This is a genomic window from Bythopirellula sp., from assembly GCF_041737835.1.
In the GTDB taxonomy this organism is placed as follows: domain Bacteria; phylum Planctomycetota; class Planctomycetia; order Pirellulales; family Lacipirellulaceae; genus Bythopirellula.
Genome location: NZ_JBGSQY010000040.1, coordinates 284,277 through 296,358 on the forward strand (window position 1 = coordinate 284,277; position 12,082 = coordinate 296,358).

The 12,082-nt window shown below is 55.1% G+C and carries 14 protein-coding genes; 12 read left to right on the forward strand and 2 right to left on the reverse strand.

Features of this window, described 5'->3' with window-relative positions; all coding sequences use genetic code 11:
• Positions 1-67 precede the first annotated feature (67 nt).
• On the reverse strand, positions 68-766 hold the full coding sequence (locus tag AC6T8Q_RS12780) for a hypothetical protein (RefSeq protein WP_500679446.1): 699 nt from the start codon (positions 764-766) through the stop codon (positions 68-70).
• 365 nt (positions 767-1,131) lie between these two features.
• Between AC6T8Q_RS12780 and AC6T8Q_RS12785 the strand changes: the two genes are divergently transcribed.
• The gene (locus tag AC6T8Q_RS12785; RefSeq protein WP_500679447.1) at positions 1,132-1,350 is read left to right on the forward strand and encodes a glutaredoxin family protein; all 219 of its coding nucleotides are present in this window, start codon (positions 1,132-1,134) and stop codon (positions 1,348-1,350) included.
• A gap of 15 nt (positions 1,351-1,365) precedes the next feature.
• Positions 1,366-2,508 carry a glycine oxidase ThiO gene (thiO, locus tag AC6T8Q_RS12790; RefSeq protein ID WP_500679448.1) on the forward strand — a complete coding sequence of 381 codons (1,143 nt, stop codon included), beginning with the start codon at positions 1,366-1,368 and terminating at the stop codon, positions 2,506-2,508.
• A gap of 11 nt (positions 2,509-2,519) precedes the next feature.
• On the opposite strand, the gene AC6T8Q_RS12795 is transcribed toward thiO, so the two are convergent.
• On the reverse strand, positions 2,520-3,089 hold the full coding sequence (locus AC6T8Q_RS12795) for a hypothetical protein (protein ID WP_500679449.1): 570 nt from the start codon (positions 3,087-3,089) through the stop codon (positions 2,520-2,522).
• A 139-nt stretch (positions 3,090-3,228) separates the two neighbouring features.
• Between AC6T8Q_RS12795 and AC6T8Q_RS12800 the strand changes: the two genes are divergently transcribed.
• The 10 genes from AC6T8Q_RS12800 (at position 3,229) to AC6T8Q_RS12845 (ending at position 12,082) form a co-directional block, all read left to right on the forward strand.
• On the forward strand, positions 3,229-4,497 hold the full coding sequence (locus AC6T8Q_RS12800) for a nickel-dependent putative hexonate epimerase (protein WP_500679450.1): 1,269 nt from the start codon (positions 3,229-3,231) through the stop codon (positions 4,495-4,497).
• Positions 4,498-4,720: 223 nt separating this feature from the next.
• On the forward strand, positions 4,721-5,779 hold the full coding sequence (locus tag AC6T8Q_RS12805) for a sigma-54 interaction domain-containing protein (RefSeq protein ID WP_500679451.1): 1,059 nt from the start codon (positions 4,721-4,723) through the stop codon (positions 5,777-5,779).
• Positions 5,780-6,146: 367 nt separating this feature from the next.
• Positions 6,147-6,572, forward strand: coding sequence for a response regulator (locus tag AC6T8Q_RS12810; RefSeq protein WP_500679452.1), 426 nt, complete (start codon positions 6,147-6,149; stop codon positions 6,570-6,572).
• Positions 6,573-6,613: 41 nt separating this feature from the next.
• A complete protein-coding gene (locus tag AC6T8Q_RS12815; protein ID WP_496922857.1) occupies positions 6,614-6,808 on the forward strand; it encodes a hypothetical protein in 195 nt (64 codons plus the stop codon).
• Positions 6,809-6,865: 57 nt separating this feature from the next.
• Complete coding sequence (locus AC6T8Q_RS12820) at positions 6,866-7,510, forward strand: PEP-CTERM sorting domain-containing protein (protein WP_500679453.1); 645 nt, start codon at positions 6,866-6,868, stop codon at positions 7,508-7,510.
• Between the two features lie 52 nt (positions 7,511-7,562).
• Positions 7,563-8,636 (forward strand): PEP-CTERM sorting domain-containing protein, encoded by a 1,074-nt coding sequence (locus AC6T8Q_RS12825; RefSeq protein ID WP_500679454.1) that lies wholly within the window; start codon positions 7,563-7,565, stop codon positions 8,634-8,636.
• Between the two features lie 171 nt (positions 8,637-8,807).
• Positions 8,808-9,515 carry a hypothetical protein gene (locus AC6T8Q_RS12830; RefSeq protein ID WP_500679455.1) on the forward strand — a complete coding sequence of 236 codons (708 nt, stop codon included), beginning with the start codon at positions 8,808-8,810 and terminating at the stop codon, positions 9,513-9,515.
• Positions 9,516-9,566: 51 nt separating this feature from the next.
• Positions 9,567-10,208: a PEP-CTERM sorting domain-containing protein gene (locus AC6T8Q_RS12835; protein WP_500679456.1), complete on the forward strand. Its 642-nt coding sequence runs from the start codon at positions 9,567-9,569 to the stop codon at positions 10,206-10,208.
• Positions 10,209-10,257: 49 nt separating this feature from the next.
• On the forward strand, positions 10,258-11,439 hold the full coding sequence (locus tag AC6T8Q_RS12840) for a WD40/YVTN/BNR-like repeat-containing protein (protein WP_500679457.1): 1,182 nt from the start codon (positions 10,258-10,260) through the stop codon (positions 11,437-11,439).
• Between the two features lie 34 nt (positions 11,440-11,473).
• On the forward strand, positions 11,474-12,082 hold the full coding sequence (locus AC6T8Q_RS12845) for a PEP-CTERM sorting domain-containing protein (protein ID WP_500679458.1): 609 nt from the start codon (positions 11,474-11,476) through the stop codon (positions 12,080-12,082).

Genomic DNA, 12,082 nt, shown 5'->3' on the forward strand with positions numbered 1-12,082 from the left:
GAGGGACGAGAGTCTAGAGCCAAACATTCTGGCTCTAGACTCTGGTCTTTTGGCTATCCACTTTCACTTACCACTTGTGATGACGCTTTGTCACCTTCTCGGTCTTCGGTCGACGTGCTCCGCGACCGCCGCTGGCCAAATAGCCGTATTCGATCGCAAACCACTCGGCATACCGCTCGCGGTCCGTGTAGTTGGTATTGCGATCGTCGACCAAATGGCCCAGCTCGTGGATCAGGATGTTATTGAGATAAAAATCCTGCAATGCTTCCTCGCTCCAAGTCAGCCGCCAGGAATAGGCATCGGGCCGATCCCAGCGTCCACCGTACATTTTGGCTTCGTTGACCGTTTCAGGGCGGGGTGGGGCATGGAAGACTTCTTCGCGCGATTCTTCCAAAGGATACAGGTAAAGCGTCGCGCCCCACTGCATTCCGTAGCAAGGAAAGCTCATCTTCTTGCGGGTCATGCAGCTGAACTGCACATTCTCCAACCCTTTGAGAAACTTTTGCGGCACCTGGGCTAAGCGCTCGCGTACTTGCTCCGGAGTGAGAATGTGGCTGTAGCCATCCCCGGGAACTTGGACGATAATCTGGTAATCCGCGCCATTTTCGGTCGGTTCGTGCCAATCTTCGGGAGGCGCAAAAGGTGCGCGGGCGTCGCGACTGCCAAGTTGCAGATTGCGTGCGCGCTGCGACCACACGGCCTTCGACTGGACAATCGGGCGGCGATCTTGATAGTTGTTACGGGTGAATTGTCGTCGTGATTTCATAGTTGGAACCTCTAGGCAAAGGGGCTTTGCTGCGGCGGCTCCCGAAGGAGAGCTTCTCAAAGGTCAGAGGCGGGGATGTTCGACCCTTGTGAAGGCCCAAAAGGAGACTTGGTGGGCCCGTTTGAAGCTTATTCCAGCATACCTTGCGGGCCACTGTGGGTTCAAACAAGTGCCTTAAGTGGCGACTGGCAATGAACTTAAGCGATCCACGCCACCCCCTCCTTCGGGGGTGGACAGTTCGGTTCGCCGGGAACTGACATGTGTACGGATGTTTATTATTTATGTTCGCTTCAATGGCAACAGATGACTGCCAATCAACAACACAACATGTAGTCATCACTATTCGCGCGTGATACAAACCACCGATGAACGTAATTCTTTACACTCGAACAGGTTGCCATCTTTGTGATGTCGCATTGGCCACGTTACGCGAACATGGAGTTGAACCCACGCTTCAAGATATTGATGCCGACGACAAACTCCGCGATGAGTTCAATGTGTGCGTGCCTGTGGTCGAGATCGACGGCAAGATTCGCTTTCGTGGCAAGGTGGATCCCATCCTGTTGAAGCGGTTATTGAAGTAGACTTTAGACTGTCTCATGCAAGCGTATGCCAAATCTTCTGAAACCCTTGATGTCCTGCTAATCGGCGGGGGCGTGATGGGGCTGTCGCTCGCCTGGGAGCTGGCCCAACACGGTGCCAAAGTCTGCATCGTCGATAGTGGCCCGATGGGGAGTGAAGCCTCGTGGGCCGCTGCGGGTATGCTCCCCCCGGGACCGAATCGCACTCTGTGGCCACAATGCTCGGCTTACGAGCAGCTTCAAGGTCTCAGCCACGAGCTGCATCCTCAGTGGCACGAACGACTTCGCGAGTTTATTGAAATCGACAACGGTTACCGTCCGACCGGTGCGATTTACATCGCCGATGGCACACCCGCCGCCAATGCCAGCTTGCAAAGAAATCAACAAGAATGGTGGCAGTGGCAACTCGAACAGCATTCGCTCGATTCCACATCACTTTGCGACCTCGAGCCCGCGTTGGCCGTTACGGGTGAGGCCGTTTTGCTGCCAAGTGAATCTCAGGTCCGCCCGCCGCGTCATCTCAAGGCATTACTAGCTGCGTGCCAAAAATCGGGAGTCGAATTGCGTACCGGTTGCCAAGTCTTGGGCTGGCAAACAACCGGCAACAAGATCACGGCTGCTCTGACGAGCACCGGCCCCATTTCGGCGGAGAATTATTGCCTCACGAGCGGCTGTTGGACCGGTGCGCTCGCCGCAGGGCTGGGTTTGAGCCTGCCAATTCGCCCCGTCCGGGGACAGATTTTGCTACTCAACGGCCCTCCTCATATGCTGCGACGGATCGTCAATGCTGGACCCCGTTATCTCACCTCACGACCCGATGGCCGCGTGCTCGTGGGGGCCACGCAGGAAGAAGTCGGCTTCGACAAGCAAAACACAGTCGAAGGTTTGGCCGAGTTAATGAATTTTGCTCGGACGCTTTGCCCCGCACTGGCAAAGTTCACCTTAGAGAAAAGCTGGTCAGGTTTGCGGCCCGGCACGGCCGACGATCTGCCCTATCTAGGCCGGCTGCCACACCATGAAAATGGTTGGATCGCCGCCGGTCATTTCCGCGCTGGAATTCAACTATCCCCCGCCACGGCCGTGGTGATGCGGTCGCTCATCTTGGGGCAGGAACCGCCGGTGGATGTCACCGACTTAGGAGTAGCTCGTTCCCTCAATTAACACGACAGTACTTATACATCCCGTCCATGCGCTTGCCGCCAGGCGTCGCGCGCGATCGCAGTGAAGCTCACGGCGAGAAAGGCGAGCCAAGTTCCCAGCACTCCGCCAGAAATTGTTGCCACGACCCAACCAGCTATACCGATGCGATAGCCAATCGTGAGCCACACGACGCTGCCGGCCAAAGTGGACCCCACCACTAAACCTGCGAGCAGCATCCATTTGATCCCGCGCACCAAGCGACCAAAGTTCCGCAGATTGGTTTCCGGCAAGAGGACCAGATTCGCAAGCTCATCAGCCGAAGTAACGTGTGGATCGTCGGGCGACTGGCGCGGGTCAGCGTTTCGCCAGCGTAGTACTTCTGTGGAGGTATCTCGCAATCGGGTGCCGATGAGATTCCCCAACACGTGGGCCCCGACCAGCAAAGCACCGATCACGATCACCCATGGAACCGGGCCGTCCGTTAGAGCCACCAAGGCGCATAAGATGCTTAAAAGGGTCACGACCAAAAACATCTGCTTCAGCCGAAATTTCAGCAAATGCGGCTCGCGCAACGGGGCAGGGGGGTCAAGCGGCGTGGGCATGCTGCAATTATCTTCCGTGGCAAAACTTCGAGCAAGCGCGGCAGGCCCTGCGAATCGATGTGGATTTGAGTAGGATAGATACCGCACAACGATTCGTTGAATCACGGCTAATTCTGGTTTCCACTTACCTTTTTCCGCCATGCTCTACTTTGCCACCGGTTCGCCAACAACCGAGCTTTCTGAGAACGACATTCGCAACGCACTGTTTGGCGTGTTCGACCAACTCGGCGTGCGCAAACGGGTGATCGCGGTCCCGCCGGACTTCACGCGATTCAATAGCCGTGCTGGCCAACTCACCTGCCTCAGCCATGAATACTATGGCGAGGCGCTGGTCGACGTGCTGCCGGCACTGGGCACCCATTTTGAAATGCCGCTCTGGCAGCGAGAAAAGATGTTCCCCGGCGTGCCAAATGATTTGTTCCGTTACCACAACTGGCGGACCGACGTCGAAACCATCGGCGAAGTCCCCGCCGAGTTTGTCACCCAAGTCACCGATGGGATCTATCGCGAACCGTGGCCCTGCCAGCTTAACCGCCTAATTTGGGAAGGGGGGCACGATCTCATTTTGTCGCTGGGCCAAGTCGTGCCGCACGAAGTCATCGGCATGGCCAACTACAACAAGAATTTGTTTGTCGGCACCGGCGGCGTTCGCGGTATCAATGAGAGTCATTACGTCGGAGCGGTCTACGGCATCGAACGCATCCTCGGACGGGCTGACAATCCCTTGCGCAAAATCTTGAACTACGCCCAGGACAATTTCTGCCAGCATCTGCCGCTGCTCTACGTGCAGACAGTTGTCGGCTATAACGAGGCGCGGGAACTGGTTGTCCGCGGCCTCTATATCGGCGACGATGTCGAATGCTTTGAGCGGGCCAGCGAATTGTCGTTGGCCGTGAACTTCGAAATGGTTCCCAAGCCGCTTAACAAGGTCGTGGTTTTTCTCGACCCCGAAGAATTTCACAGCACTTGGCTGGGAAACAAATCGATCTATCGCACGCGGATGGCGATCGCCGATGGGGGTGAGCTTGTTGTGTTGGGGCCATCGGTGCGTACCTTTGGCGAAGATCCCGAGATCGACCGCATGATTCGTAAATATGGCTATCGCACCACACCCGAGGTGCTCGACTTTGTGGCGAAGAATGAAGACCTACGATCCAATCTGTCGGCGGCGGCCCATTTGATCCACGGCTCGTCGGAGAATCGCTTCACGATCACTTATTGCCCGGGCGAACTCACGCGCGAAGAAGTCGAAGGCGTTGGCTATCGGTATGGCGATCTGGCGGAATATTCACGCCGTTATCCAATCGAACAACTCCGCGACGGCATGCAGACCCACAACGGCGAAGAGATTTTCTACATCAGCAACCCAGCACTTGGATTGTGGGCACATAATTCGCGCATGAATTAATTTTCACCACCTATGAGAGGGATTTATCCTAGGCACTGTCCAAGTTCTGAGCAGAGAAATTGCTGAAACTGAATCTTTATAGATTAACTTGATAGATTTTTCGTCGAGATACTTGCTTCTCGAATTCACTCCAGCCTAGAATCTCCCTCGGCATCTGATCTGATCAGCTAGTCAGCCGCGCATCACTCTTCTCTTTGTCGGCCAGCAATTGCAGGGGGTGCTAATGAGCAAGACCAACATCTCGAGCGCAAATTCCGCAAGCTTGCGTTGCGTTGGCGTTTCGACCGCCTCACAAACACTGCTCAACTCCATCTCGCGCGTCGCGCTGTTCCGCTCAACGGTTCTCATCAGCGGTAAAAGCGGCACAGGCAAGGAACTCGTTGCCCGACAAATTCACGATTGGAGCCCGCGCGCGAATTCACTTTTCGTCCCTGTCGATTGTGCATCCATGACCGACGAACTCATGGCCAGCCAACTTTTTGGCCATGTCAAAGGGGCATTTACCAGTGCCGATCAAGGCTCATTGGGCTGTTTTCGCGCTGCCCATAATGGCACGATCTTTCTCGACGAAATCGGTGAATTACCTCTATGCTTACAAGCGAAATTGCTGCGCGTGATCCAAGAACGTGCTGTCATTCCCGTCGGCAGCCATGAGTCGATTCCGGTCGATGTCCGCGTGGTGGCTGCCACGAACCGCGATCTTCGTCAGGAAGTGGTGGCAGGTCGATTCCGCGAAGATCTGTTTTACCGCCTGAGTGTGGTGACCATTCAGACGGTTCCACTGTGCGAACGCCCCGAAGACATCGGTGTCCTTGCGGTCCACTTCCTGAAGGAACTTGAAGAACAAGGCCACCCGCGACACGAACTCACCCATGGTGCCAAGGAGTTACTGGAACTTTACGATTGGCCGGGCAACGTGCGGGAACTCAAAAATCTGCTCGAACAGGCCGCGTTGGATACGGACGATTACTGGATCTCGAGCGAAACGATCTTGCGGATTCTGTCGCCGATTTCAGCAGGGAATTATCAATTATCTTGGCCTTCATCGCCCACACTTCAACAACAGCCACGATTTCCACAGCATCCCAACAACTTGCCGGCCGATGATGGCCATTGGCCCAAACTCGAAGAGCAAGAACGTCGTCTGATCGTGCAAACACTCGAACATACTTACTACAACAAAAGTGCAGCCGCACGGCTGCTTGATATTTCACGGCAAGCCCTGTTGCGCAAGATTGCCAGACTCGGTATTAATACCTTGCCACCTGACAGCAATCACTAAGCAACACATTTTCGCAACGGCGTTCTGCCGTTAAGTCGCATTCTGCGCACTCAGTTTTCCCCCTCGGCAAATCTTGCTTTATTTTGCGCACTGAAATGTGTTCACAAACGGACGGAACTGCCCTACTGACATTAGTCAATAACGATCATTTATGTCGCATAGTCGGACGGGGCAAGATTCCTCTGTGATGACCGTTGCCTTGATCGAATAGCGTATCGCAATTTTCTTCTTGTTTGCACAGCAAGACTTACGTTCCATGGGCAATCTCATGGAGTGTTTTTTTCTTATCGTGGCACATCGCTTGCGAAGTCCTCTTTGCGTAAGCAACGACTCAACGTTGCCAAGGCTATCAACTGAGGAGGTGACGATGCGACTTCACTCCACACAACAACTCGACTTACTGATCGTCGACGGCAATCGCACTCAATATCCGACGTTAATGAAAGCGGCCAAGGAGGCCGGACTAGAATTCTCCCACGCTTACGACGGACACGAGGCCCTGCAGCTCGTTTCACGGCGACCCCCACGGCTCTGGGTGGTCAACATGTCGCTTCCCGACATGACCGGCATTGAATTGCTGCGATTGATCAAGGCGAAGCGGCCAACAACGCCATTTTACTTAGTCAGTGATTCTTACTCGGCAGAAGACGAACTCGCTGCGCGTGCGTCCGGGGCAACTGGTTATCTGTCGAAGCCCGTAACCCTCACCTGGCTGGAACTTTGCCGAGCAACGCTTGCTCGACAAGCACCGACGAACGCACACCACGCCAGCGGTGACCACGTCAAGATTTGAATTCACTCTCACATATATTCTTTCCACAAGGATCGATCCCCATGTCCACTCTTGAAATTCTGGAAAACTTCGGCGGACTTTACGACAGCTTTGAAGAGAACGTCACCTTCGAGCGAATCCGCCATCACCGCGACGGCAAGATGCCCGTTGGTCGTTCAGCGGCTGCCACACGCTCGTCGCGACGTCATGATCGTTGGCGAAATTTTGGCCGCAAGTCGCCAAACAAGAACTTCTAATCGACTCTCAATTCATTCCAAGGCACTGCTAATCAACACACGACTCGGAGAAATTCCATGCGAACTTTCAAACTTCTCATCTGTCTGCTCAGTTTTCAATTAACTCTGTATTCCCTAACGGCCTGGGCCGTTCCCATCGCCAATCTCTACAACACGGGTCTCGATGCTAGTGGCAATTACTTGCCTACCCTGGGCCTTGACGGCAACTACACCGTTATTAGTTCTCCACTCGGATCATTCACGCCCGCGGCCGTCGACGACACGGTCTATCCCTTCCCGTCGTTCTGGATCGCCAATAACCCACCATTCTCGCGTTGGATTGGTACCAGTGCGCAGTATAGCGATGGACCGAATGGCAACTATCTGTATCGCACAACGTTCAACTTGCCAGCTAACGCCAACCTTGGCAGCGTCGTGCTTACCGGCATGTGGGCCACCGACGACCCCGGTCTCGACATCCTTATTAATGGGATTTCTACAAGTCAAGTTTCAGCTGGCTTTAGCAGCTTGGTCGGTTTCTCGGTGACGAGCGGGTTCAACGTGGGACTTAACACGCTCGACTTCCTCGTGGGTCAGGTGGGTGGTGGTCCTACGGGCCTGCGGGTCGACAAGATTTTCGGTAGCTACAACGTCCCCGAGCCAACATCGGCCGCATTAGCTTTGCTCTGTCTAGGAGGAATCGTCATGCGTCGACGTGCCTGAAACTCCTTCAACTCGATTCCAACACAATTCAAATTCACACGGAGATGATCTCATGAATACAAAAACGTTTCGACCGCTTCTCTATTCACTTTGCTGTGTCGCACTCATTACCAGTCAAACACAAGCCGACCCGCTGCCGGGCCGCGATGTCCCCAAGTTCAGCCAAAAACCGATGATCGCCACGCAGATTCCGAACGACAACGGCTTGCTCGATACCTACTACGGGCACGACCAGTTGAGCACCGCGTATGGATTTCAGGGCACCGCTCCAGGCATCCCCGTCTACCAAGGCCGCTTCATGGCCGACGATTTTGCGGACAATTTTTCTTCGCCCGTCGTGCATGTGAAATGGTGGGGCTCTTATTTCAACGACTTCATTAACCCCGCGCTGCCGGTAAATAAGTTCTTGATCTCGTTCGAGAACGACATACCCCAAAGCACGACCAATCCCTTCAGTCGTCCCGGCGATATCAAGTTCAACCAGGTCGTCACACGTGATATTAATAATGACCTCTCACCCGGTGGCGAGTTTTCAGAAAAGGTGATTCGTGGTCCCGATCCAATCTTGGGTGAATCGCTCTACGAATACAACGCCGAATTGCATCTCAATCTGCCGTTCCCCCAGCAACCCGACACGGTGTACTGGCTGAAGATCGTCGCGATGGTCGACGTGCCCGTGGGCTATACGCTTGATCCTTACAATCCCTCGTCGCAAGAAACTCGCTGGGGCTGGCATAATCGCGATTACACCCAGCAGAACACGCTCGCCTCTCCGAATGTGACCGGTCCTCCGTTTCCTGCAGGTGAAGCGATCATCGGCCAGGTTGGCCCCGCGACTTCTCCCACACCCGTGTGGCACTTTCAAGATGACGCCGTGCGGGGCGATGTGCGCATCCTCCCCGGCACCGCCGGCTATACCGTGCCGACCGTGTTCCAACCTTTTCAAAACATGCAGCCGACGAATTACCTCGACGGCATCGACGGCCCAGGGATCTCACCCAACGGTGCCAACATCGGCCAGTACTCCAAGGACCTCGCGTTCGAGTTGTACACAACCGTGCCGGAACCGACGAGCGGCATCTTGCTGATCTTCGGATTCGCGGGCACTCTCCTCCGCCGTCGCTAAGTTTTCATCCCCCCTCCCGCCCACAATCTAAACCTTGGGTCGGGAGGGGTTAGTGGTCCGTAATCTCCTCACGCCAACAACCCAAACGATGGCCGGGAGGGGGCTAGGGGAGGGTCACACGAATCTCAATCAGTTCCAAACTTAGTACCAGATCACACAGGAATTCACACCATGCTTCAACCACGCTTCATCTCAACTTGCTTGAGTTGCCTGGCACTTTTAACTGCCACATCACCATCGTTCGCCGTGCTAACCCCCAACCTGCTGACCGACCCAGGTTTCAACACGCCACTCACGAATCCACTCACAAGTTATCTGAATGTCCTGGGTCCGCCATACGCTTTGAATGTGTGGGGCGATGAAAACTCGACTGTTGTTGGCGCCGAATTTGGTGCCACTCCCTTGGAAGGCAACGGCATGCTGCGGATGGATGACGACGGACTGGTCGTCACGCAAATCTTTCAGCATGTGAACGTCGCCGCGTTCGCTACCGACATCGATGCCGGCAACGCCGACGCCATGCTGTCGGCGAATTTCACGACAGGTGGCGGTGTGTTGGGATCCGTAGGGGCGCTCTACATCCGCTATTTCACCGCGAGCAACACGTTCCTCGGCACGTCAGCTTTCGTGACACCCGCCTTGGACCCGAATCCCGTCAGTTGGCAACCTTTTAGCGTGCCCTGGAACTCCATTCCCGTCGGCACTCGCATCATGGAAGCTCAGTTGGCCTACGTGAATTCAACCCTGCCTCAGGGCATGGGTGGTTATGTCGACCTCGCTGACCTGCGGCTTCGCACGGTGCCTGAACCAAGTTCCTGCCTCCTAATCATGGCATGTGTTAGCAGTGTCGTTACACGTCGCCGATTGATCTCGCTTTAGATGCCTCGAAATAAATTGCACAAACTTTCTTTCAAATAGGAAAACTAATTCATGTTCAAATCAATCCAACATCTGACCTTACCACTCGCCATGTTCGCGGTGCTAACGACCAGCCAACTCACACAGGCGGCGATAATTAGCACCCCTGGTCTGATAGGCGTCCGTTTCTGGGAAGCGACCGGGCCTTTCGTACCGTTTACCTTCGCCCCCAACAGCTCGGAAATGACAAATCAACTGGGAGTCGGCGTTCTCGGCCCCGGTAACGACGACTTTTCTCAGTTGCCCACCGAAAACTACGACGTCTTCTATTCCGACGTTAACGGCAACTTCAATCTCAATGGCAATTATGTGACGGTGGAAGCTGTTTATCCCAATGCCACCGGGGGTGGCGGACTCAACTTGGGTGCCGTTGATCTGGTGTTTGGATCAGGCATACTCCGCGCCGACGTGTTGGCGAGCTTTGTCGGCTTGGGACCAAACTTCTTGCCAGGCTCAGTGCTAAACGCCGTCGACGCCGATACGGCGATTCCCTCCACGGCCACCACGATGGGCAGTACGGTCATTCCTCCACAGCAACATTTGCGCGTGACGGTTACTTGGTCCAAGCTTCCCGTTCCAGAACCTGCCTCCGCAGTAATGGCCATGGCTGGCTTGGCAGCGTTCGCGCTTCGTAGACGGGCAATCGGTATGTAAACAATACCGTCATCTTCGGCTTTAAATTCTACCAAATCTGAGAGACATCATGGATACTACTGCGACAAAGAGCGCGTTTGCACTATCGAGGTGGCGTCGGACGCTATCTACCCATGGCAAGTTTTGTTTAGCAATCGCGGCCGTAGTGTTTGCGGCAACGACCCCAGCGATGGCCCTGCCTGTCACCGGATGGGTGACAGGCAGGCTCGGTGCGATCGCACACACCACTGATGGTGGCGGCACTCCCTGGAATAGTCAGACCAGCAGTGTAAACATTGAGCTCACTCGCGTTGATGCGGTGGACGCACTAAACGCCTGGGCCGTGGGAGAGCAGGGTCGGATCGTGCATACGGCCAACGGTGGCAGCACCTGGACCACGCAAACCAACGTCGTTCCTGCGTTGCAAGCTAACGACATATTACGGGGTGTCGACTTCATAGATGCCAATTCCGGCTGGACTGTGGGTCGTCGTGTCGGAGCCCCGATCATAGGGGTGATCGCCCGAACGACTGATGGCGGCACGAGCTGGACTTCGCAGACCATCGGCAGCGATGAAAGTCTTGTTGATGTCGACTTTCATCCTGGCTCTACGACGGGTTGGGTCGTAGGAGGGCAAATTGCCGGTACGGCCAGTGTCATTCGCAAAACGACCGATGGCACAAACTGGTCCGCCCCGATTTCGTTGCCGGGTCCAATTGCCAACGGCATTCTCAATGGTGTTGATTTTTCTGATCTGCTTACGGGTTGGGCTGTGGGCTCGGCCGGAAAGATTCTCAAATCGACTGATGGCGGTGCATCTTGGAATGCACAAATCTCGGGTACGACACTCGAACTGGGAGCTGTGAATTTCTTCGACTCCCAAACAGGTTGGGCAACCTCGGTCACGGGCGGTCAAATCCTCCGTACGGTGGACGGCGGTGCGAATTGGGCGCAGACGAACATCAGCTCCAGCAGCAACACGATCACCGTTCTCCGTGACATCGCCTTTGCAGACGCGAATAACGGCTGGGCCGTGGGCTCGGTCTTAAATTTCTCCACGTCGAGTAGCAGTAGCTTGCTGCTTTACTCGGGCGACGGAGGGGTGAATTGGACTCCGCAAACCACGACCCTCCCGCCCAGCGTGCTCTTGCTTTCGGGTGTGGCGGTGCTCCCGCCGACCGTTCCCGAGCCAACATCTCTCTTACTCTTCGGACTTGCCGCAATTGCCTGTTCGAGTTGCAGAATTCGTTAAATCAATTTTTCCATCTTTCAAAAAGGTCCTTACCATGTCTCAAAACAAAATACGCCTAGCAGTCGTTCTCACCACTTTGATCACAAGCAGCATCGCCTGGGCGCAAGGCACCGCTGTGCCAATGTTCTCAATCCACGCTGCTCAGCCAAACGGCCAAATCCTCATCGGTACCGCGACAAGCCCCATTCCTGTGGCACTTGGCCCCGCGCCGAACTCGTGGCTGAAATCTATCGGCGACCCACTCAACGCGATCCCACCTGGCCTACAAGTTGTGGATCTCATTGAAACGGTTGTCAACGTGGGGACTCAACCCTGGACCGACTGGCATGAGATCATCCTGCCACCGCCCGTGGGTTTGGTGCCAGCCACTTGGAGCAGCGTCGTAGGGCTGAAAGTCAACAATACATCGATTGGCTTCTCGGCCTGGGGTCTCGGCATGCAGACACTCGATCTCTACGCTTTCAGCCAGCCAGTGATGCCCGGCGACATCTTTGAAATTCACAAACAAGCGCTCGTCGTGACTTCGTCTACCGGCGGCGAAATCCTGCGTATTCAACAATATCCGACCAGCACCGTGCCCGAACCATCTGCTCTCGTTCTCGCCCTTGGTGGGCTCGCAGTCTCTGCATTCCGTCGTCGCTAA

Coding starts and splice junctions, on each gene's coding strand:
- AC6T8Q_RS12780 (WP_500679446.1), bottom strand. CDS start 766: ATGAAATCACGACGACAATTCACCCGTAACAACTATCAAGATCGCCGC.
- AC6T8Q_RS12785 (WP_500679447.1), top strand. CDS start 1,132: ATGAACGTAATTCTTTACACTCGAACAGGTTGCCATCTTTGTGATGTC.
- thiO (WP_500679448.1), top strand. CDS start 1,366: ATGCAAGCGTATGCCAAATCTTCTGAAACCCTTGATGTCCTGCTAATC.
- AC6T8Q_RS12795 (WP_500679449.1), bottom strand. CDS start 3,089: ATGCCCACGCCGCTTGACCCCCCTGCCCCGTTGCGCGAGCCGCATTTG.
- AC6T8Q_RS12800 (WP_500679450.1), top strand. CDS start 3,229: ATGCTCTACTTTGCCACCGGTTCGCCAACAACCGAGCTTTCTGAGAAC.
- AC6T8Q_RS12805 (WP_500679451.1), top strand. CDS start 4,721: ATGAGCAAGACCAACATCTCGAGCGCAAATTCCGCAAGCTTGCGTTGC.
- AC6T8Q_RS12810 (WP_500679452.1), top strand. CDS start 6,147: ATGCGACTTCACTCCACACAACAACTCGACTTACTGATCGTCGACGGC.
- AC6T8Q_RS12815 (WP_496922857.1), top strand. CDS start 6,614: ATGTCCACTCTTGAAATTCTGGAAAACTTCGGCGGACTTTACGACAGC.
- AC6T8Q_RS12820 (WP_500679453.1), top strand. CDS start 6,866: ATGCGAACTTTCAAACTTCTCATCTGTCTGCTCAGTTTTCAATTAACT.
- AC6T8Q_RS12825 (WP_500679454.1), top strand. CDS start 7,563: ATGAATACAAAAACGTTTCGACCGCTTCTCTATTCACTTTGCTGTGTC.
- AC6T8Q_RS12830 (WP_500679455.1), top strand. CDS start 8,808: ATGCTTCAACCACGCTTCATCTCAACTTGCTTGAGTTGCCTGGCACTT.
- AC6T8Q_RS12835 (WP_500679456.1), top strand. CDS start 9,567: ATGTTCAAATCAATCCAACATCTGACCTTACCACTCGCCATGTTCGCG.
- AC6T8Q_RS12840 (WP_500679457.1), top strand. CDS start 10,258: ATGGATACTACTGCGACAAAGAGCGCGTTTGCACTATCGAGGTGGCGT.
- AC6T8Q_RS12845 (WP_500679458.1), top strand. CDS start 11,474: ATGTCTCAAAACAAAATACGCCTAGCAGTCGTTCTCACCACTTTGATC.